This window comes from Actinomadura formosensis NBRC 14204 (genome assembly GCF_001552155.1).
Classification (GTDB): Bacteria; Actinomycetota; Actinomycetes; order Streptosporangiales; family Streptosporangiaceae; genus Spirillospora; species Spirillospora formosensis.
This window is the reverse complement of sequence record NZ_BCQQ01000124.1, coordinates 1-20,897: the sequence shown is the minus strand read 5'-3', so window position 1 is coordinate 20,897 and position 20,897 is coordinate 1. Positions and strand designations below refer to the sequence as shown.

At 70.0% G+C, this 20,897-nt stretch carries 19 protein-coding genes; 11 read left to right on the top strand and 8 right to left on the bottom strand.

The genetic code is table 11. From position 1 onward, the window contains the following. Positions 1 to 296: 296 nt before the first annotated feature. Positions 297 to 839 carry a class IV adenylate cyclase gene (locus AF1_RS26160; protein ID WP_067804757.1) on the bottom strand — a complete coding sequence of 181 codons (543 nt, stop codon included), beginning with the start codon at positions 837 to 839 and terminating at the stop codon, positions 297 to 299. Then, positions 836 to 1,939, bottom strand: coding sequence for a radical SAM protein (locus tag AF1_RS26155; RefSeq protein ID WP_067804754.1), 1,104 nt, complete (start codon positions 1,937 to 1,939; stop codon positions 836 to 838). The genes AF1_RS26160 and AF1_RS26155 overlap by 4 nt, the downstream gene beginning before the upstream one ends. 135 nt (positions 1,940 to 2,074) lie before the next feature. Here AF1_RS26155 and AF1_RS26150 point away from each other — a divergent pair, with 135 nt between their 5' ends. Further along, positions 2,075 to 2,971, top strand: a complete 897-nt coding sequence (locus AF1_RS26150) for a helix-turn-helix domain-containing protein (RefSeq protein WP_084263355.1) — start codon at positions 2,075 to 2,077, stop codon at positions 2,969 to 2,971. A 74-nt stretch (positions 2,972 to 3,045) separates the two neighbouring features. Continuing rightward, positions 3,046 to 3,807, top strand: coding sequence for a DUF6879 family protein (locus AF1_RS36930; RefSeq protein WP_306303191.1), 762 nt, complete (start codon positions 3,046 to 3,048; stop codon positions 3,805 to 3,807). 59 nt (positions 3,808 to 3,866) lie between these two features. On the opposite strand, the gene AF1_RS26140 is transcribed toward AF1_RS36930, so the two are convergent. Then, entirely contained in the window at positions 3,867 to 4,640 is a 774-nt protein-coding gene (locus AF1_RS26140) for an enoyl-CoA hydratase/isomerase family protein (protein ID WP_067804748.1), read from the bottom strand. Positions 4,641 to 4,711: 71 nt separating this feature from the next. Between AF1_RS26140 and AF1_RS26135 the strand changes: the two genes are divergently transcribed. Together AF1_RS26135 and AF1_RS26130 are read left to right on the top strand one after the other, a co-directional pair. Next, positions 4,712 to 5,578 (top strand): biotin--[acetyl-CoA-carboxylase] ligase, encoded by an 867-nt coding sequence (locus tag AF1_RS26135; RefSeq protein ID WP_067804744.1) that lies wholly within the window; start codon positions 4,712 to 4,714, stop codon positions 5,576 to 5,578. A 123-nt stretch (positions 5,579 to 5,701) separates the two neighbouring features. Beyond that, positions 5,702 to 6,724 (top strand): adenylate/guanylate cyclase domain-containing protein, encoded by a 1,023-nt coding sequence (locus AF1_RS26130; protein WP_067804741.1) that lies wholly within the window; start codon positions 5,702 to 5,704, stop codon positions 6,722 to 6,724. Between the two features lie 3 nt (positions 6,725 to 6,727). Here AF1_RS26130 and bfr read toward each other — a convergent pair whose 3' ends face one another. After that, a complete protein-coding gene (gene bfr, locus AF1_RS26125) occupies positions 6,728 to 7,225 on the bottom strand; it encodes a bacterioferritin (RefSeq protein WP_067804738.1) in 498 nt (165 codons plus the stop codon). A 77-nt stretch (positions 7,226 to 7,302) separates the two neighbouring features. Continuing rightward, on the bottom strand, positions 7,303 to 7,599 hold the full coding sequence (locus tag AF1_RS33750) for a (2Fe-2S)-binding protein (protein WP_084263354.1): 297 nt from the start codon (positions 7,597 to 7,599) through the stop codon (positions 7,303 to 7,305). Between the two features lie 229 nt (positions 7,600 to 7,828). On the opposite strand from AF1_RS33750, the gene glgX reads away from it, so the two are divergent. The 5 genes from glgX to AF1_RS26095 all read left to right on the top strand — a co-directional run bounded on the left by glgX (position 7,829) and on the right by AF1_RS26095 (position 16,353). Next, a complete protein-coding gene (glgX, locus tag AF1_RS26115) occupies positions 7,829 to 10,015 on the top strand; it encodes a glycogen debranching protein GlgX (protein WP_067804737.1) in 2,187 nt (728 codons plus the stop codon). Between the two features lie 39 nt (positions 10,016 to 10,054). Beyond that, on the top strand, positions 10,055 to 12,397 hold the full coding sequence (gene treY, locus AF1_RS26110) for a malto-oligosyltrehalose synthase (protein ID WP_242609027.1): 2,343 nt from the start codon (positions 10,055 to 10,057) through the stop codon (positions 12,395 to 12,397). Next, positions 12,394 to 14,184 carry a malto-oligosyltrehalose trehalohydrolase gene (treZ, locus tag AF1_RS26105; RefSeq protein ID WP_067804735.1) on the top strand — a complete coding sequence of 597 codons (1,791 nt, stop codon included), beginning with the start codon at positions 12,394 to 12,396 and terminating at the stop codon, positions 14,182 to 14,184. The genes treY and treZ overlap by 4 nt, the downstream gene beginning before the upstream one ends. 123 nt (positions 14,185 to 14,307) lie before the next feature. Further along, positions 14,308 to 14,979, top strand: a complete 672-nt coding sequence (locus AF1_RS26100; protein ID WP_026402549.1) for a response regulator transcription factor — start codon at positions 14,308 to 14,310, stop codon at positions 14,977 to 14,979. A gap of 102 nt (positions 14,980 to 15,081) precedes the next feature. After that, a complete protein-coding gene (locus AF1_RS26095; RefSeq protein WP_067804733.1) occupies positions 15,082 to 16,353 on the top strand; it encodes an ATP-binding protein in 1,272 nt (423 codons plus the stop codon). Between the two features lie 41 nt (positions 16,354 to 16,394). Here AF1_RS26095 and AF1_RS26090 read toward each other — a convergent pair whose 3' ends face one another. Further along, positions 16,395 to 16,985 carry a GtrA family protein gene (locus tag AF1_RS26090; protein WP_084263353.1) on the bottom strand — a complete coding sequence of 197 codons (591 nt, stop codon included), beginning with the start codon at positions 16,983 to 16,985 and terminating at the stop codon, positions 16,395 to 16,397. Between the two features lie 281 nt (positions 16,986 to 17,266). On the opposite strand from AF1_RS26090, the gene AF1_RS26085 reads away from it, so the two are divergent. Together AF1_RS26085 and purE are read left to right on the top strand one after the other, a co-directional pair. Next, positions 17,267 to 18,418, top strand: coding sequence for a 5-(carboxyamino)imidazole ribonucleotide synthase (locus tag AF1_RS26085; RefSeq protein WP_084263352.1), 1,152 nt, complete (start codon positions 17,267 to 17,269; stop codon positions 18,416 to 18,418). Between the two features lie 48 nt (positions 18,419 to 18,466). Then, entirely contained in the window at positions 18,467 to 18,961 is a 495-nt protein-coding gene (gene purE / locus AF1_RS26080) for a 5-(carboxyamino)imidazole ribonucleotide mutase (RefSeq protein ID WP_067804729.1), read from the top strand. Here purE and AF1_RS26075 read toward each other — a convergent pair. Together AF1_RS26075 and AF1_RS26070 are read right to left on the bottom strand one after the other, a co-directional pair. Next, a complete protein-coding gene (locus AF1_RS26075) occupies positions 18,958 to 19,386 on the bottom strand; it encodes a CoA-binding protein (RefSeq protein WP_067804764.1) in 429 nt (142 codons plus the stop codon). The genes purE and AF1_RS26075 overlap by 4 nt on opposite strands. A gap of 43 nt (positions 19,387 to 19,429) precedes the next feature. After that, complete coding sequence (locus AF1_RS26070) at positions 19,430 to 20,704, bottom strand: UDP-glucose dehydrogenase family protein (RefSeq protein ID WP_067804760.1); 1,275 nt, start codon at positions 20,702 to 20,704, stop codon at positions 19,430 to 19,432. Between the last annotated feature and the right edge of the window lie 193 nt (positions 20,705 to 20,897).

Below are 20,897 nucleotides of genomic sequence, written 5' to 3'. Positions count from 1 at the left end.
TAAGTGTGGCAAGTATGATCTGAGTTAACCGCCAAAATAAGCCAAAGGGTCGTGCGGCCGGTATAATTCCCCGGGCGGCCGTACGACCCTTCTTGGTTACATAAATAGGTGATGACGTCAATTCGGACTGGCGCCTCTGGATATGGCCGGCTGCGAACTGGCAGCAATCATGCAGCAATTAAAATCCGTGCGCGGACAATTATGAGTTGCCCTCATGCCAGCCGGCGACTTCACCCGAGATCCGCTTCTGTGTACGTTCGGCGCGCTGTTGCGCTCCTATCGTGAAGCTGCTGGTCTCATGTGCGAAAGCGGAGCTCCGGGATCTTGTTCAGGTCGTGTCCGTGGCGGCGGTAAATCTTGATCGTGTTCTCGCCGGTCAGGTCATTCTCGCGGAAGCCGAGTAGGCCGGCGATACGGTGGACTTCGTCGGCCGTGTCGGCTTCGATCTCCAGGTACGGCGGGATGAGCGGCCAATGGTCTATTTCCAGACGCGCCCCATCGAGAGAGAAAGACTCCCGCCGATTCTCCTGGTAGCTCTTGGGCCGATATCCCAGCAGGCCGAGGAGCGTGTTGGTCGTCTCAAAGTCCGACACTGTCACTTCGGTCTCACGGGTGCCGGAGATGCCGTCATCGGTGATCTCCTTGACGGTCAGCGTGACCTCGCTGCCGGTGTCCCGCAACCGAATCCACCGGGTGCGATCCCCGGGCGTGATGTCGTAGACGTAACGACGCATCAGCCTATCCGGTACGGTCCGCTCACCCCCCTTCGTAAGGATCAGGTCGGCCACCCGCGCTGGATCGATCGCCAGGACACGCGCCTCGTGTTCGATGTCGCTCATCGCTCTCCTCTGTCAGGCGGACGGTAGTCGAGATTCTCCCTCAAGGCCGCGTACTCGGTCTCCCGAAAGCGCAGGACTTCCCCCGCTATCTCACTAGTGACGAACTGCTCGACCGGCTGGCACAGGTCCATGCGCTGGATACATACGCCGACCTGGTAACGGCCTTTGCGATCCCGGTAGAGGCGCAGCCCATAGTAGCCCTCCTGGCATTCACGATCGTTGCTGAAGCGGCAGGAGGAACAGGTGCGTGGTAGGCGCACCGGCCGGATCTGCTTGAAGTGGACGAGCCGCCCGGAAGGCAGGCGGTAGACGGTTCGAGCGCTGGACGTCCCCGCGATCAGCAGCCGCTCCACTGGCACGGCTCCGAGATCTCGGAGGATGCCGTGGATACCCTTGATCGATGCCACGCCCTCATCGAGGGAATTAAGGAGCCGGATCGACAGCCGCATGGAGTAATGTTCGAGCAGGTTGATCACTCGTGGTTTGTGAGAGTAGCCGGGGACGACGAGATTTGCGCTCGCGGGGACACCGGCCTTGATCGCGGCGTCAATGGAATCGGCCAGATCGTCCAATTTGCGCTGCGCGCTCCGGATGGAGGCGTAGCGGGCACCTTGAACACTCGCCAGCTCGGCCGCTGTCGTGCCGAAGATGGAGAAGTTGACGCGCGACAGCCCAGCGTCGGCACAGTGCGGGATCAGCCGCGCGCCATTCTGCCCATTGGACGTCATCGCCACCGTCAGCCCGAGCGTACGGGCGATCGTGATCAACTCCGGCAACCGTGGGTGCAGGGTCGGCTCTCCGCCGGTCAGGTGGACCTCGCCGATGTCGAGCCGGTCCCGCATCGACACCAATGCCGAAGTGAATGCCTCGTCGGGCAGCATCATGGCCGGGATGAACTTCGCACCGTTGGTCGCAGCGTAGATCGACACTCTCCCAGAGCGACCGCCCTCTGCGATCGGCAAGGGGATGCGCCGCTGTTTCGGCTGATCCACTGCCACCGGGGTGCCCTCGTTATGGCAGAAGTCGCATGTGAGTCCGCAGGCGTCGGTTACCTTCACACGTAGTGTCCGATCGCGGCGTACGTGGATGGCCATGGGCATCGGGAGCCTCCTTGCTTGGGCACCCCGCCATTGACCGCCATCCACCTGACTACGGTCCAGAAATTTGACAGACTTTGACATCGTGACCTCGGGCCAACGCTGTCGGACCTCGTCAACCGCGGCACGCCGCGATCAATGCGGCGGCCACGAGTACGCCTGATGCCACCTACCGTCTCGTCATCGTCGGTGCAGGCCGCACGTGAGCGTCTTGGCGGCCAACTCCGTGAGATGCGCGCCGACGCCGGCCTGTCGGGAGTGGAGTTCGCGCGGCGGGCCGGGTGGGCGGACTCGTCGCTGGTCAGCATGATCGAAAAAGGCCGCCGGACGATCACCGTCGATCACGTGCGGATATGGTGCCGGATCTCCGGTGCAAACGAGCAGCGGTTGGCTGAGTTGCTGGCCGAGCAGCGAGCTGCTGCGAACATGTGGGAGACGCATAAAGAAGCGACCCGTGCGGGCCTGAAACGTGTGCAGGAGTCGGTCCGCGAGAAGTACGAGCGGGTTCGGGTGCACCGCGTCTACCAGACGAAGGTGATCCCCGGCCTCCTTCAAACGGAGGCGCTTACCACTGCCTACCTCACACAGGCCCGGATGGAACAGCACGTCGCGGTGGACGACGTGGCCGAGGCAGTTGCGGAACGGATGGCGCGGCAGCACGTGCTTCGGCGACCCGGCAAGAGATTTCTGTTCGTGGTGGAGGAGGACGTGCTGTGGTACCGCCCGTTCACTCCTGGGACTCATGCCGAGCAGCTCCGGCACCTGCTGGAGGTGATCCGCCTGCCCACTGTCAGTTTTGGGGTGATTCCCCGCAACACCGACCGGCGCGGGGTGTCGCCGGATGAATCTTTCACCATGAGCGACACCGACGTCGTCTCTGTGGAGCTCGTATCGGGATATCTTACGATCACGCAGCCGTACGAGGTCGGCATGTATGTGGAGGCATGGGAGCGACTGTCGGGGCTCTCGGTCTACGGGCGGCCGGTCCGCGAGCTGATCGCGGTAGTGCTCGCCGACCTTGAAAGCCGACCTTGACGCGCCCCCGCACATAGGGTGAAAGTCAATATGGACGGTCTCTCGATCGAACAAATATGTGGAGGTTTCTCCCCATGACGGATCTGGACTTCGTCGGCAAAGATCCTGAATCGAAGGACGAGGAGTGTCCTGCCACGTTCCGGGACCGCAACAGCGGTGACTTCTACCATCAAGGCCGCATCGTCACCGATCCTGAGATCATCAAGGAAGTGACCGGACACGGCGTACTCGGCGCCGACGAAGCCGTGATCTGGCAGCCCGCCCGAATGGCGGACATCCTGCAGGAAGCGGCAACCGCGTCCTACGAACAAGCACGTCAAGGGACCGGAACGCCGAGCTTCGCTGACTTGCTCGCAGGTACTACACGGTCGGCGGTGCACCTGGAGATGCGCGATACCTATCAGCCGACCGACGAGGAATTCCTCCGCTGGAAGGCCGGGGAGTCAGTCGGAAAGGAGGAGGACTGGCGGCGGTGGCTGGACCTGATCGGCTCGGCGGTCACGCGTGGGGTGAAGGTGCGGCGGGCGCGCATCGTGTCGGAGCCGGTGACGGACTACATTGCGTTCGAGCACGAGGTTACCCGCATGAACATCAAGGCCGGCGAGGAGGTACGGTGGCTGCCGCGGCGGCAGGCATATGACCTGATGCTTCCCGGCGCCGACTTCTGGATGTTCGACCAGCGACTGGTGCGCTTCAACTTCAGTGCGGGCGACGGATCCAGTCTGAAGCAGTACGAGTTCGTCTCCGATCCACGTGCCGTCGTCCAGTGCGTGGCCGCGTTCGAAATGGTGTGGGAGCGGGCGATCCCACACGAGGAATACAAGCTCGCGCGCTAGCTCACCCTGCATCACCTGCGGAATGCTGCGCCGTCGTCCGGTAGGGCGGAGGGGGCGGGTCAGGACGGCCAGTTGGGGGTGCGCTTTTCGGTGAAGGCGGCGATGCCTTCGCGGCGGTCGGCGGAGAAGGCCGCGGTGCGCCAGGCGTTCTCTTCGAGGTCGAGGCCGGCGTCGAGGCCGACGCCGCCGCCGAGGCGGAGGGCGCGTTTGGCGGCGCGGACGGCGACCGGGGAGTTCTGCGCGATCACGGCGGCCAGGGCCAGGGCCTCCTCGCGGGCCGTGCCCGCCGGGACCTTGCGGTCGGCGAGGCCGTAGTCGAGGGCCTCCTCGACGCCGAGGCGGCGGCCGGTGAAGACGAGGTCGGCGGCCCTGCCGGGGCCGAGGCGGCGCAGTGCGAGCTGGGTTCCGCCGCCGCCGGGGACGAGGCCGACCCTCACCTCCGGCAGCCCGAACACGGCCGTCTCGTCCGCGACGATCAGGTCGGCGGACAGCGCGAACTCGCAGCCGCCGCCGAGCGCGAAGCCGTGCACGGCCGCGATGACGGGCTGCGGCAGGTTCAGCACGCCGCCGAACGCGGCCCGGAAGACCGGCCGCTGCGCGAAGATCTCCTCGTCGGTCATCGCGTTGCGTTCCTTGAGGTCCGCGCCGACGCAGAACGCCTTCTCACCGGCCGCGCTCAGCACCACCGCGCGGACGCCCGCGTCCGCCGCAACCTCGCCGCACACGGCCGCGAGGCGCCGCGCCATCGCCGTCGACAGGGCGTTCAGCGCCTCGGGCCGGTCCAGCACGATCTCCGCGACGTGCCCGTCGCGCCGCAGCGTCACACCATTCATGGCCAGCACCCTAACGAGCGTCCGGTGTGTTCCCGCACGGCGCCCGGCATCGGGGCCGGGGGTGGGGTTGGATGGGAGGGGTGAACTCAGCTTATGGGGATCTTGAGCGGCCGCCGTTGCACGAGGGGGCGCTGCGGCGGGCGCTGGTCCGGGACGGCGGGCTGTGGCGGGAGATCCGGGTCGTGGACGAGACGGGCTCCACCAACGCCGACCTCGCGGCGCGGGCCCGGGAGGGCGCCCCGGAGGGGACCGTGCTGGTCACCGAGGTGCAGACGGCGGGCCGGGGTCGGCTGGGGCGGACGTGGACGGCGCCGCCGCGGTCCGGGCTGATGTTCTCGATGCTGCTGCGGCCCGCCGTGCCGGTGCCGGTCCTCGGGTGGGCGTCGCTGCTGACGGGGGTCGCCGTCGCCACGGCCATCAGGAGAATGACCGCCTGGTCGCAGCAGGGGGAGCGGTTCCTCGGCGCGAGGGACGACGTGACCGTGGACGCCCGGCTGAAGTGGCCCAACGACGTGCTCGTCGGGGACCGCAAGCTCACCGGGATCCTCGCCGAGAAGGTCGACGGCGGCCTGGTGATCGGTGTCGGCCTCAATGTGGGGCTGCGGGAGGACGAGCTGCCGGTGCCGGCCGCGACGTCCCTGGCCATCGAGGGCGCGCCGCTGAGCGACCGGGCGCCGCTGCTGCGCGCGATCCTGCGCGAGTTCGCCACCTGGTACCGGGAGTGGACGGCGCTGGAGGGTGATCCGGAGCGCAGCGGCCTGCGTACCGCCTACCGGGACCTGTGCGCGACGCTCGGGCGCGAGGTCCGGGTGGAGCTGCCCGGCGGCGAGCGGCTGACCGGGACGGCGCGGGACGTGGACGGGACGGGGCGGCTGGTGGTCGCGGCGGCGGGCGGGGAGCGCGCGGTCAGCGCGGGCGATGTCGTGCACGTCCGGTGAACGGGGAACGGCGATCCGCGGTCCGGACGTTGATCCGATTGCTGATCTGCGACGATATGTCCTGGTACCGAGGTGGGACGCCGCCGCCCCGGCCCGGGGCGGCGGCGGACTGAGGGGCGGAGAATGGCGGCCGGATTGCCGGATCCGAAGGAGATCGAAGAGCTCCTGCTCGGAGGCGAGCTGCGGTACAACCGCGTCGACGCCGTCCGGCTGTCCGGGGTGTCCCGGGAGTTCGCCGGCCGGATATGGCGGGCGTTCGGCTACCCGTCGATGCCGGACGAGGCGATCGCCTACACCGAGGGCGACATCGCGGCCCTGGACCGGCTCCGCCGGCTGGTGGACGACGGGATCCTGGACGAGGACGGCGTGATCCGGCTCGTCCGCGCGTTCGGGCAGACGATGACCCGGCTCGCGGAGTGGCAGGTGAACCTGCTGCGCAGCATGCTGACCCCGGACCCGCACGACACGCCGTCCGCCGAGGCGGTCGACACGGTCGTGGAGATCGCGGAGAAGCACATCGGCGAGTTCGAGCCGCTGGTGGTGCACGCCTGGCGGCGCCAGCTCGCCGCCGCCGGGACGCGGGCGCTGGCCGGGGCGGCGACGCGGGAGAACGGCGACCCGGCGGGCCGGCCGATGACCACGGTCGGTTTCGCGGACATGGTGTCGTTCACGCAGGTCAGCCGGGAGCTGGAGGAGATCGAGCTGGCCCGGGTGGTGGAGTGGTTCGAGGAGACCGCCGCCGACATCATCGCCTCCTGCGGCGGCCGGCTGGTGAAGACGCTCGGCGACGAGGTGCTGTTCAGCGCGGAGACTCCGCAGGTCGGCGCGGAGATAGCGCTGACGGTGGCGGCGGCGATCCAGGACGAGACGGAGGTCCCGGACGTGCGGGTCGGCGTCGCGTACGGGCCCGTCCTGCCGCTGATGGGCGACGTGTTCGGCACGACGGTGAACCTCGCGGCCCGGCTCACCTCGCTCGCCCGTCCGGGGGCCGTCGTCATCGACAGTGAGCTGGCGGCGCAGCTTGAGGGGGAACCGGCCTACCAGGTGACGCGGATCGTGCGGCGCCCGGTCCGCGGCCTCGGCATCGTCCAGCCGTACGTGCTGCGCCGCAAGACCGGGCGGGAGCCGGAGCCGGAGACGCCGTAGGGCTCAGACGGGGCTGGGGCCGTCCTCGCCGGGCGAGCCGGTGAGGCGCTGCAGGTAGTTCTGCTCGCCGAGGGCCTCGACGAGGCCGAGTTCGGTCTCCAGGTAGTCGATGTGCTCTTCCTCGTCGGCGAGGATGTCCTCGAAGATCCGGGCGGAGGTGATGTCGCCGCGCGAGCGCATCAGTTCGATGCCGGGACGCAGCCGGGCGACGGCCTCCAACTCGACCTCCAGGTCGGCCTTGAGCTGCTCGAAGACGGTCTGCCCGATCCGCAGCGTGCCGAGCTTCTGGTAGTTCGGCAGGGCCTCCAGGAACAGGATCCGGTCGGTGAGCCGCTCGGCGTGCCGCATCTCGTCGAAGGACTCGTCGCGGGTGTGCTTGGCGATACGGGTGAAGCCCCAGTTCTCCTGCATCTTGGAGTGCAGGAAGTACTGGTTGATCGCCGTGAGCTCCGCGGTGAGCTGGTCGTTCAGCAGCGCGATGATGTCCTTGTCGCCTTCCATGCCCTCCATGCTTCCACGGCGGCCGGTTCAGGGCGTCGATAACCCGGATACGGCGCGTGTCCGCGTGGCGGGGGCGCTCAGGCGGCGGTCGGCGGCGCGGTCCCCTCGGCGGCGACGGGCCCGGTCGGCTCGGACGCGGCGGACGGGACGGGCTCGGGGACGGCCGTCAGCGCGAGCGGGCCGCCGGTCAGGGCGTCCGCCAGTTCGTTCGCCGTCCGGTACTCGCTGACCATGGTGTGGATGCGTTTGGTGCACATGCCGCAGCCGGGCTTGAAGCCGCACGCGGACTTGACGGCCTTGGCGGTCGTGCAGCCGCTCGCCATGCAGCCGTGTACGTCATCTTCGGTGATGGCGTTGCAGATGCAGACGTACATGCCGGTAGGGGACCTTCCGTGCGGCTCATACGGGCTCGACGCGCCTCACCCCGGGACGCTTAGGGCGCCCTCATTAAGGTTAGGCTCCCCTAATGTAGTTCACGAATGTCCGTTCTGGCCAGTGGGGTCCCGATCGGTGTGAGCCACCCCTCACGGGGAAGGGCTTCCCGCGTGCGCCGCCGGGTCCCGCGCCGCGGGGCCCGGCGCGGCATGGACGGGAGGCGGGACAGTGGCACAGGTTTGGCCGGGCGACCCCTACCCCCTCGGGGCCCGGTTCGACGGTGCGGGGACGAACTTCGCCGTCTTCTCCGAGGCGGCCGAACGGGTGGAGCTGTGCCTGTTCGACGGGCCGGCGGGCGACGGCGAGGAGACGCGGTTCCCGCTCCCGGAGGTGGACGCGTTCGTCTGGCACGGCTATCTGCCGGGCGTCATGCCGGGCCGCCGGTACGGGTACCGGGTGCACGGGCCGTACGAGCCGCGGAGCGGGCGGCGCTGCAACCCGGCGAAACTGCTCCTCGACCCGTACGCGCAGGCCGTCGAGGGGGCGGTCGACCGGGACGAGTCCTGCTTCGGCTACCGCTTCGGCGACCCGTGGTCGCGGGGCGACGCCGACTCCGCGGCCCACACGATGCGGTCGGTGGTCGTCAGCCCGTACTTCGACTGGGGGGACGACCGCCCGCCGCGCATCCCGTACCACGAGACGGTGATCTACGAGGCGCACGTCAAGGGCCTCACCGCCCGGCATCCCGGCGTCCCGCGGGCGCTGCGCGGCACGTACGCGGGCCTCGCCCACCCGGTGATCATCGATCATCTGCGGTCGATCGGGGTGACGGCGGTGGAGTTGATGCCCGTCCACCAGTTCGTCCACGACGACGCGCTGACGAGCCGCGGCCTGCGCAACTACTGGGGCTACAACACCATCGGCTTCTTCGCGCCGCACAACGAGTACTCGTCGTCGGGGCAGCGGGGCGAGCAGGTGCTGGAGTTCAAGGCGATGGTGAAGGCGCTGCACGAGGCGGGCATGGAGGTGATCCTGGACGTCGTCTACAACCACACCGCCGAGGGCAACCATCTCGGGCCGACGCTGTCGTTCCGGGGCATCGACAACGCCTCGTACTACAGGCTCGTCGACGGAAACCCCGGCTACTACATCGACACGACGGGCACCGGGAACAGCCTGCTGATGCGCAGCCCGCACGTCCTGCAGCTGATCATGGATTCGCTGCGGTACTGGGTGACCGAGATGCACGTGGACGGGTTCCGGTTCGACCTCGCGGCGACGCTGGCCCGCGAACTGCACGAGGTGGACCGGCTGGCGGCGTTCTTCGACCTCGTCCAGCAGGACCCGGTGGTCTCGCAGGTGAAGCTGATCGCCGAGCCGTGGGACATCGGGGAGGGCGGCTACCAGGTCGGGAACTTCCCGCCGCTGTGGACGGAGTGGAACGGCCAGTACCGCGACACCATGCGCGACTACTGGCGCGGGCAGCCGGGCGTGATGCCCGGCTTCGCGTCCCGGCTGACGGGCTCGTCCGACCTGTACGCCGATGACGGGCGCCGCCCCATCGCCTCGATCAACTTCGTGACATGCCATGACGGGTTCACGCTGAACGACCTCGTCTCCTACGACGGCAAGCACAACGAGGCGAACGGGGAGGGCAACAGGGACGGCACCGACGACAACCGGTCGTGGAACTGCGGCCATGAGGGCCCGACAGACGACCTGGGCATCGTCGCACTCCGCGAACGCCAGAAACGCAATTTCCTGACCACGCTGTTCCTGTCGCAGGGCGTCCCGATGCTGCTGCACGGCGACGAGATAGGCCGAACCCAGGGCGGCAACAACAACGCCTACTGCCAGGACAGCGAGCTCTCCTGGGTCGACTGGACGGGCCTGCGCGACGACACCTTTTTCGACGAACGCGGCCCGCTGCTCGACTTCGTCCGGCGGCTGTCGAAGCTGCGGACCGAGCATCCGGTGTTCCGGCGCCGGCGGTTCTTCGTCGGTGGCCAGGGGGCGAAGCCCGCCCACCAGGCCGCCCGCGGCATGGAGCAGGCCGAAGCGGAGGCCGAGGAACTGCCCGACCTGGTCTGGTTCACCCCGGACGGCAGGGAGATGGCCGAGGAGGACTGGTCGGCGGGCTTCAACAAGTCGCTGAACGTGTTCCTGAACGGCGACGCGATCGGGGAGCCCGACCGGCGCGGGCGGCAGGTCCGGGACGCCTCGTTCCTGCTCCTGTTCAACGCGCACGACGGGGACCTGATGTTCACGCTTCCGCCCGCCGTGTACGGGCAGCTGTGGGGCAAGGTGCTCGACACCGCCGACCCGCTGCTCGCCGAGGAGGAGTCGCCGGTCGTGAAGGCCCGCGAGAGCGTCCCGGTCCACGCCCGGTCGATCCAGGTCCTGCGCCGGGTCTGAGGACGATGCCCGCCATGCACCCGACGACGTGACCACGCCATGCACGACGACATGCACGACGACATGCACGCCGAACCCGTTCCCGAGGACCCGCTCCCCGCCGACCCCCCAGAGGAAACCGTGTCCGAAGACCACAGCGCCGAGACCGCCGTACCCGCCGAGGACGCTCTCGCCGCACCGCCGTCCGGTACCTACCGCCTCCAGCTCCGCGGCACGCCCGAGGGGCGCTTCGGATTCGCCGAGGCCGCCGCGCTCGCTCCCTACCTGGCGTCCCTCGGCGTGTCCCATGTCTACCTGTCGCCGGTGTTACAGGCCGCGCCAGGGTCCGCGCACGGCTACGACGTCGTCGACCACTCCCGGCTCTCGGAGGAGCTGGGCGGGCCGGAGGCGTTCGGCGCCATGGCGACCCGGTTCCGCGCGCACGGCCTGCGGGTGCTGGTCGACGCCGTCCCGAACCACATGGCGATCCCGGAGCCGCACGAGCTGAACCTGCCGCTCGCGGAGGTCCTCGCGGACGGTCCGCGCTCGCCCTTCGCGAAGTGGTTCGACATCGACTGGGACGCGGGCGGTGGACGGGTCGTCCTGCCCGGTGAGGGGGAGCCCAACTACCGGCGGTTCTTCGACATCTCCGGGCTGATCGGGCTGCGGCAGGAGGACCCGGAGGTCTTCCGGCGCACGCACGGGCTGCTGCTGGGCCTGGTCGAGCAGGGCCTCGTGGACGGCCTGCGCATCGACCATCCGGACGGGCTCGCCGACCCGCGCGGTTACCTGCGCCGGCTGGCGGAGGCGGCGCCGGACCGCTGGCTGCTCGTCGAGAAGATCACTGAGGGGGAGGAGCGGCTGCCGCCGGACTGGCCGTGCGCGGGCACCACCGGCTACGACTCGCTCGGCATGGTCGGCGGGCTGTTCCTCGACCCGGCGGGGGAGAAGCCGCTCACCGACTACTACGTGTCGCTGACGGGCAATCCGGCCGAGTTCGAAGAGGTCGAGCGTGAGGCTCGCCGGTATGCCGCCACACACGGGCTGAAGCCGGAGATCGACTGGCTCTTGCGCGTCCTCCGGCGGGTTGTGGGCGAACACCGGCCCGGCTTGGAGCGAGCCTTGTTCGAGTTGCTCGTCGCCATGCCCGTCTACCGCGCCTATGTCGTGCCGGGTGAGGACGCACCGCAGCAGGCCGTGGACGTCCTGAATGAGGCCGCTCGACGGGCTCGCGCCCATCTGCCCGAGCACCTGCATGACGACGTGGAGGCCGTCGTAGACCTGGCATTGGGGCGTGGTGAGCGCACCGACGCCGAGTTCATCGTCCGGTTCCAGCAGACGTCGGCGCCGCTCGCGGCGAAAGGCGTGGAGGACACGGCTTTCTACCGGTGGAACCGCATGGCCGCGCTGAACGAGGTGGGCGGCGCCCCAGGGCGGTTCTCCGTCAGCCCAGAGGACTTCCACGCGCACTGCATCAGGCTCGCGCGCGATTGGCCGTTGACGATGACAACGCTGTCCACGCACGACACCAAGCGGGAGGAGGACGTACGGGCCTGGCTGTCCGTGCTGGCCGAACTCCCGGGCGAGTGGGTGGAAGCGGTCGAACGCTGGCGGACATGGGGTCCGAGCCCCTCACCGCTGGAGCCCGACCTCGAATACCTCCTCTGGCAGACGCTCGTCGGCGCGTGGCCGATCACCCAGGGACGTCTGGAGGAGTTCCTCACCAAGGCGATGCGTGAGGCCAAGACCCGCACGTCCTGGATCGAGCGGGACGCCGGCTACGAGGAGGCCGTTCTCGCCCATGTGCGGGACACGCTGGCCGACGCCGACCTCGTCACCGACATGACGTCGTTCGTTGCGAAGCTGGCCCCCTACGCGCGCGTGAACACGCTGGGGCAGAAGCTCGTCCAGTTGGCGATGCCGGGAGTCCCGGACGTCTACCAGGGCTGCGAGCTGACCGGCCTGTCGCTCGTCGACCCCGACAACCGGCGGCCGGTCGACTACGGGCGGCGCCGCGAGCATCTCGCCCGGCTCGACACCGGCCGCAGGCCGAGGGAGGTCGACGACGAGAAACTGCTGGTCACCTCGCGGACGCTGCGGCTGCGCCGGGCGCATCCGCAGTGGTTCGGGCCGGGCTCGCGGCACGAGCCGGTCGCCGCGCGCGGGCCCGCCGCCGAGCACCTGATCGGGTTCGCGCGGGGCGACGCGGTCGCGCTCGCCACCCGGCTGCCCGTGGGCCTGGAGCGCCGCGGCGGCTGGGACGGCACGCGGGTGGACGTCCGCCACCAGGGCTGGCGGGACGTCCTGACCGGCTGCACGCACATGGGCCCGATCCTGGACGCGGACCGCGTCTTCGCGCATCTGCCCGTCGCGCTGCTCGTTCCCAGGGAGATCGACAGGTGAGCACCCGTTTCACGGTGTGGGCCCCGGCCGCCGGGCGCGTTGAGGTCGTGACCGGCGGCACGCGGCATCCCATGGTGGCGAAGGACTCCGGCTGGTGGGAGGCGGACGTCGCCGACGCCGGCCATGGGACGGACTACGGCTTCGCCTTGGACGGTGCGGACGAGGTACTACCCGACCCGCGTTCGCCTTGGCAGCCCAACGGCGTCCACGGTCAGAGCCGTGTCTACGACCACGAACGGTTCGCCTGGACGGACCAGCACTGGCACGGCCGTCCGCTCCCCGGCAGCGTCCTTTACGAGATGCACGTTGGCACGTTCACCCTCGAAGGGACGTTCGACGCGGCCATCGAACGTCTCGACCATTTGGTGGCGCTCGGGATAGACGCCGTGGAACTGCTGCCCGTCGCGTCCTTCCCCGGTCACCACGGATGGGGTTACGACGGTGTGCACCTCTGGGCGCCCCATGAGCCATACGGCGGTCCCGATGGATTGAAACGGTTCGTGGACACCGCTCACGCTCGCGGCCTGGCGGTCATCCTGGACGTCGTCCACAACCACCTCGGCCCGGACGGGAATCGTCTCGGGAGCTTTGGCCCGTACTTCACCGACGCCCATGCCACACCCTGGGGCGACGCGGTGAATTTCGACCAGGAGGGCTCGGACGAGGTCCGCGCGTTCGTCGTGCAGAACGCGCTGATGTGGCTGCGCGACTACCACTTCGACGGGCTGCGCCTTGACGCCGTCCACGCCATCGCCGACCAGGGCGCCGTGCACATCCTCGAAGAAATGAGCCGTGCCGTGGCCGCGGAGTCCGCCCACCTGGGGCGGGAACTCTTCCTCATCGCCGAGTCCGATCTGAACGACCCGCGCCTGGTGACGTCCAGAGAGGCGGGCGGGTACGGGCTGGACGCGCAGTGGAGCGACGACTTCCACCACGCTCTGCACGCGGCCCTCACGGGTGAGCGCCAGGGCTACTACTGCGACTTCGGCTCTTTGGAAACGCTCAAGAAGGCCCTTACCAAGGTCTTCGTCCACGACGGGACGATGTCGACCTACCGGGGGCGGCGTCATGGGCGCCCGGTGAACGTCGGGGAAACACCCGCACACCGTTTCCTCGGCTTTCTGCAGAACCACGACCAAGTCGGCAACCGTGCAGCGGGCGACCGCATCGGTCCCCTTTTGCCGTCCCCAGGGCTGCTCAAAGTGGGCGCGGCACTGCTTTTGCTCGCACCGTTCACGCCGATGTTGTTCATGGGCGAGGAATGGGGCGCCTCCACCCCGTGGTGCTACTTCACCGACCATCGTGACCCTGAACTGGCCCGTGCCGTCAGCGAGGGGCGCCGGCGGGAGTTCGCGCGGCACGGCTGGGTGGACGGGGTTCCCGATCCACAGGCTGTGGAAACCTTCCGGCGTTCGGTCCTCGACTGGGCCGAGCCGGACGCCCCGCACCATGCCGACCTGCTGGAATGGCATCGTTCGCTGATCGCGCTGCGCCGCGCCGCGCCCGAGCTGAACGACCCCCGGCTGACCGCGGCGAGGGTCGAGACGGACGAGAACGGGGCGCGCTGGCTGATGATGTGGCGCGGCGGCGTGTGCGTGGCGGCGAACTTCGGCGGCGTCCCCCTCGTCCTGCCGGCCGCGCCGCCGGGCGGCCGTCCCCGGCTGCTGCTCGCATCCGACCCGGCAATCCACCTTGATGCGGACGAAACCGTCGATTCCGGACCCGCCTCGGTGGCGCTGCCCGGCGCGTCCGCCGCGATTTTTTCGCTGACTTCTGGACACGCGTGATGCGGCCTAGATCCGTGTTCTAACGGATATGTCGTGTTCGCAAATGTACTATGAGTGGCAAACCGCAGGTCAAGAGCGCGGCGGCAGCCGGGCAAGGGTCAAGATTGGTCATACGATCGGTTCATGACCTCAGTACTGCTCGCCGAGGACGACACGTCCATCTCCGAGCCTCTCGCCCGCGCGCTGCGTCGCGAGGGGTACACCGTCGAAGTCAGCCCGGACGGCCCGCAGGCGCTGGAGCGGGCGCTCGGCGGCGGCGTGGACCTGATCGTCCTTGATCTCGGCCTTCCGGAACTGGACGGCCTGGAGGTGGCCCGCCGGGTACGGGCCGAGGGGCATGGCGTGCCCATCCTGATCCTCACCGCCCGTGCCGACGAGGTCGACACCGTCGTCGGGCTGGACGCGGGCGCCGACGACTACGTGACCAAGCCGTTCCGGCTGGCCGAGCTGCTCGCGCGGGTGCGGGCGCTGCTGCGCCGGGGCAGCACCGAGACCCCGATCGTCCAGGGAGTGCGGATCGACGCCGAGTCGCGCCGCGCCTGGATGGGAGAACAGGAGCTCCAGCTCACCACGAAGGAGTTCGACCTGCTGCGCGTCCTCGTCCGCGACGCGGGCAAGGTCGTGACCCGCGAACAGATCATGCGCGAGGTGTGGGACACCAACTGGTGGGGTTCCACCAAGACGCTCGACATGCACATTTCCTGGCTGCGCCGCAAGCTCGGCGACGACGCCGGCAGCCCCCGCTACATCACCACGGTGCGGGGCGTCGGCTTCCGGTTCGAGCGCGGCGACTAGCACCGCCCGCCGCCGGCCGTGCGGGACGACCGGGGCCTTCCCGAGAGGCCCCCGGACGCCGCATGCCGTACGGTCCGCGGCCCCACCCTCAAAGGAGCCCTGATGAGGCGCCGACTCCTCCTGTCGACGCTCGCGGTGGCGGTGGTCGCGATCCTCCTGCTCGGCATACCCCTCGCCTACGCCGCCCACAAACTCGTCTACGAGGAGGCCGGCCGGTCGCTCGACCGGGAGGCGTCCTCCATCGCCGGCGGCGTCGGGTACGGCCTGGCCGCGCACCGGCCCTTCAACAGCGCGCTCATCGCGCGCGAATATCCCGGCCGCCACATCTCCATCACCATGCCGGACGGCCGCACGGTGACCGCCGGGCCGCCGCGCCGCGGCCGCGTCCTCAGCGCCACCGCGACCCAGGGCGCGATCCGCGTGCGGGTGTCGCGCCCGGAGCCGGAGATCCGCGACACCGCGCTGCGGCTGATCCTGCTGATCGGCAGCCTGGCGCTGCTCGGCGTCGCCGTCACCGTCGGCCTCGCGATGGTGCAGGCACGCAAGCTCCTGCTGCCGCTCCGGGAACTCGCCGAGACCGCCGACCGGCTCGGCAGCGGCAACGCCCGGCCGCGTCCCCGCCGCTACGGCATCCCGGAGATCGACCAGGTCGCCGAGGTCCTGGACCGCAGCGCCGTCCGCATCACCGACCTGGTGGTCGCCGGCCGCCAGTTCGCCACCGACGCCAGCCACCAGCTCCGCACACCGCTGACCGCGCTGTCCATGCGGCTGGAGGAGATGATCGAGGCGGCCGAGTATCCGGACGTCGTCCGGGAGGAGGGCGCCGCCGCCGTCGCGCAGACCGAACGCCTGGTCGCCGTCGTCGAGCAGCTGCTCGCCCGCGCCCGGCACGACCCGACGGGCGGCGCCGTCCCGTCCCCGATCGACCAGATCATCACCCAGCAGGTCAAGGAGTGGCGGCCCAGCTTCCGCAAGGCCGGGCGGGACGTGCGGATCATCGGCGAGCAGGGGCTCGTCGGCCTGACGAACCCCGAGAGCCTCTCCCAGATCGTCGCGACGCTGCTGGAGAACTCGCTGGCGCACGGCGCCGGCACCGTCACCATCCACACCAAGCCGGGCGCGGGCTCGGTGGTGGTCGAGGTAGGCGACGAGGGCGCCGGGATCCCGTCCGAGCTGGAGCCCCGCATCTTCGACCGCAGTGTCAGCGGCGGACACGGCACCGGCCTCGGCCTCTACCTCGCGCGTTCCCTGGCCGTGGTGGACGGTGGCCGCCTGGAACTCATCCAGTCCCGGCCCGCCGTCTTCGGCATCTTCCTGCGCCAGGCCGCAGATGCCCGCCTGGCCGAAGAACGAGTGGTCATGGGCCCCGCATGAGCCCGCCGCGGACGCGCGCCCCCGCGGCGACCCGGGGGCGTTCAGATCTCGGCGTAGTCCCCGGCGGCGTGCGAGTCGAGGGGGTGGCCCAGGCCGGATGCCGGGCCGGGGTGGAGGGTCGCCCGGCGGATGCCCGGCCCCTCCGGGATGGGGCCGGACGGGGCCTCCGGCAGGCCGGAGGCCGGGTCGACGCTCGGGGCGTCCGCCGGGAGGAACACCCACTTCTTGTACGACCAGAAGCGGAACAGCGTCGCCACGGCGGTGCCGATGACCAGCGCGATGTTGTAGAAGACCGCGCCGTCCAGCCTGAGAACGTAGTGGGAGAAGCCGATGAACAGCTCGGTGATCACCAGTCCGATGCCGTTCAGCGCGAAGAACAGCACGTACTCGCGGCCGAGGCCGGTGCGGTCGCGGTGCCGGAACGTCCAGTAGCGGTTCGCCAGGTAGGAGAACGTCGTGGCGATGATCGTCGCGACGCCGTTGGAGGTCAGCGGACCCACGTCCAGCCCCGTGTGCAGGCCGTTGCCGATCACGACAGTGATGACGAACGCGATCGCGCCCACACTGCCGAACTTGGCGATCTCCTGCACGAGGTGCGCGAACCGCCGATGAAGATTGGCGACCAGGCTCACGAAGGGGAACCGTCCTTCCGGGCTTCGTCTGCACGCCACGGCCGACGGCGCGGCGGGTGATGCGGGGCACCACGAGAATAGACGCCCGTTGCCGCGGGGACGTCGGAACATGAACGTTTCCTGCTCTCCGGACGTTCCCTGCCCGCCCGCGAGATCCTCACACACCTATGACGCCGGCGGCGGCGGATTCGTTCGGGTCCGGCGGCCGATAACCTTCTGATGTGACAGCTCAGCGCCCTCCGAGAGGGGATGCCGCCCTGGACCCGGCACGCCGCGGCGAGATGCCCGTGGTGGGAATGGCGGGCGGCGGCCAGCTCGCCCGGATGACCCAGCAGGCCGCGATCGCGCTCGGCGTGTCGCTGCGCGTCCTCGCCGGGGCGTCGGACGAGTCGGCGGCCAAGGCCGTGTCGGACGTGCGGGTGGGCGACGACCGGTCCCTCGACGATCTCCTGGCGTTCGCCAAGGGCTGCGACGTGGTGACGTTCGACCACGAGCACGTCCCGGGCCCGCACATCCAGGAGCTGGAGGGCACGGGCGTCCCGTGCCGTCCGGGTTCGGCCGCCCTGGCGCACGCCCAGAACAAGCTGGTCATGCGGGAGCGGCTCAGCGCCCTCGGCGTCCCGTGCCCCGCGTACGCGCACGTGCCGTCGTCCGATCCCGGGGCCTTCCTGGCGGCGTTCGCCGAGGAGCACGGCCGGCCGCTGGTGCTCAAGGCCACCCGCGGCGGCTACGACGGCAAGGGCGTCTGGATCGTCGACGAGCCGTCGTCCGGCCTGGTGGAGCGGCTGCAGGCGGAGGGCGTCGACCTGATGGTCGAGCAGCACGTCCCGTTCCGGCGGGAGCTGGCCGCGCTCGTCGCGCGCTCCCCGTACGGGCAGGGCGCCGCGTACCCGGTCGTGGAGACCGTCCAGGAGGACGGGATCTGCACCGAGGTGATCTCGCCCGCGCCCGGCCTGCCGGAGGACCTGGCCGCCGAGGCGCAGAGCCTCGCCCTCCGCATCGCGGAGGAGCTGGGCGTCCTCGGCCTCCTCGCCGTCGAACTGTTCGAGACCGGCACCGGGCTCCTGGTGAACGAGCTGGCCATGCGCCCGCACAACTCCGGGCACTGGACGATCGAGGGCGCCCGGACGTCGCAGTTCGAGCAGCATCTGCGCGCCGTCCTCGACCTGCCCCTCGGCTCCACCGAACCCACGGCCCCGTACACGGTCATGGCCAACGTGCTCGGCGGGGACGACCCGGACGTCTACTCCCGCTACATCCACGTGATGGCGCACGACCCGGCCGTCAAGGTGCACATGTACGGCAAGGAGTCGCGTCCCGGCCGCAAGATCGGCCATGTGACCGCGCTCGGCGCCGACCTCGCCGAGGTCCGCGAACGCGCCCGGCACGCCGCCGACTACCTGCGGTGGGGGCCTGCTGGAGGCACCGAATGAGCGGAGTGAACCGGGCGGCGTGGTGGTCGACCCCCAAAGGAGGCACGAATGAGTGAGCCGGTCGTCGGCGTGGTGATGGGCAGCGACTCCGACTGGCCCGTCATGGAGGGCGCCGCGCAGGCGCTCGCCGAGTTCGGCGTCCCCTACGAGGCCGACGTCGTGTCCGCGCACCGGATGCCGCACGACATGATCGCCTACGGGGAGGACGCGGCGGCCCGCGGCCTCCGGGTGATCATCGCGGGCGCGGGCGGGGCCGCGCACCTGCCGGGCATGCTGGCCTCGGTGACTCCGCTGCCGGTGATCGGCGTCCCCGTCCCGCTGAAGTACCTGGACGGCATGGACTCGCTGCTCTCGATCGTCCAGATGCCCGCCGGCGTGCCGGTCGCGACGGTCGCGGTCGGCGCGGCCCGCAACGCCGGACTGCTGGCGGTCCGCATCCTGGCCGCGTCCGACGAGGGGCTGCGGGCCAAGATGACGGTCTTCCAGAAGGACCTCTACGGCCAGGCCAAGGCGAAGGGCGCGCGGCTCCGCGAGAAGCTCTAGCCGCGCGGGGCCTGGCGGCGCAGGGCCCATTCGACGGCGGGGCAGCGGTTCATGACGACGTCGAGCCCGGCGTCCTTCGCGCGCCGGGCCGCCGCCTCGTCGATCACCTGGAGCGGCAGCCACACCGCCTTCGCACCGGCCGCGATCGCCTCGTCCACCGCCTGCCCGGCGTGCTCGGCGCGCCGGTACACGCCCACGACGTCGATCTCGCCGGGGACGTCGGCGAGCGACGCGTACCCCCGCTCGCCGAGCACCTCCCGCGCCGCCGGGTGGACGGGGATGATCCGCTTCCCGCGCTGCTGCATCAGCCGGGCCTGGTTGTGGACCTCGCGTTCGGGGTTGTCGCCGAGCCCGACGAACGCCCACGTCCCGGACTCGTTCAGCAGCCGCCGGATCACGTCCTGGTCGGCGAATTCGTCAGCCATGTCCACGACAACAGCTTTTGTGATCCTTTGCTTCCCCGCGGGGTCAGGGACGTCCGAGGGCCCGGTAGTTCCAGCCGGCCGCGCGCCACCGCTCGGGGTCGAGGGCGTTGCGCCCGTCCACGATGTTGCGCTCGGCGACGGCCTCCGCGAGTTCGGACGGGTCCATGGCCCGGAACTCCGCCCACTCGGTCAGCAGCAGGACGACATGCGCGCCCCGGGCCGCGGACAGGGTCGACTCGCCGTACTCCAGCGTCGGCTGGGCGCGGCGCGCGTTCCGCATGGCCTGCGGGTCGTACACCGTCACCTTGGCGCCCTGGGCCCTTATGGACGCGGCCACGTCCAGCGCGGGGGAGTCGCGGACGTCGTCGGAGTTCGGCTTGAAGGCCGCGCCGAGGACGCCGACCGTCCGCCCGGCGAACGAGCCGCCGAGCAGCTGCCGGGCGAGGTCCACCATCCGGATGCGCCGCCGGATGTTGATCTCGTCGACCTCGCGCAGGAAGGTGAGCGCCTGGTCGGCGCCGAGCTCGCCGGCCCGCGCCATGAACGCCCGGATGTCCTTGGGCAGGCAGCCGCCGCCGAAACCGAGCCCGGGGCCGAGGAACTTGCCGCCGATGCGGTCGTCGTAGGACAGCGCCTCGGAGAGCTTCGTCACATCGGCGTGCGCGGCCTCGCAGACCTCCGCCATGGCGTTGATGAACGAGATCTTGGTCGCGAGGAACGCGTTGGCCGACACCTTCACGAGCTCCGCCGTCGGGAAATCGGCGGTGATGAAGGGCGTCCCCTCCGCGATCATCGTCCGGTAGATCTCCCGGAGCACCTTCTCCGCGTGCTCGGCCGCGCCCTGCTCACCGGGCAGCCCGGCCACGATCCGGTCGGGGTGCAGGGTGTCCTGGACGGCGAACCCCTCGCGCAGGAACTCGGGGTTCCACGCGAGCACGGCGTCGCCGCCCACCGGCGAGATCCTGGCGAGCGTCTCGGCCAGCAGGCCGGCCGTCCCCACCGGCACGGTGGACTTCCCCACGATCAGGCAGGGCCGGTGCAGCAGCGGCCCCAGCGACGCGATCGCGTCGTTCACGTAACTCAGGTCGGCGGCGTACTCCCCGGACTTCTGCGGCGTCCCCACGCACAGGAAGTGGACGTCGCCGAACTCCGCGGCCTCCTTGTAGGACGTGGTGAACCGCAGCCGTCCCGTCTCCAGCCCCCGGCGCAGCACGGGCTCCAGCCCCGGCTCGTAGAACGGCAGGTCACCGGCGGAGAGCCGGGCGATCCGCTCCGCGTCCACGTCGAGCCCGAGCACCTCGAACCCCAGGTCGGCCATGCAGGCCGCGTGGGTGGCGCCGAGGTACCCGGTTCCGATGACCGTCAGCCGGTAGGTCAAGGCGTGCTCCCTTCGATTCGCCGTCGCCGGCGTGCGGCCTCGTTGGACACGTGCCCGTTGCAGGCGGGGACCTGGGCCGTCCGCCAAGCCCTACTGGCGGGTAGCATTTGCGGTATGAGTTCTGATTTTCCCA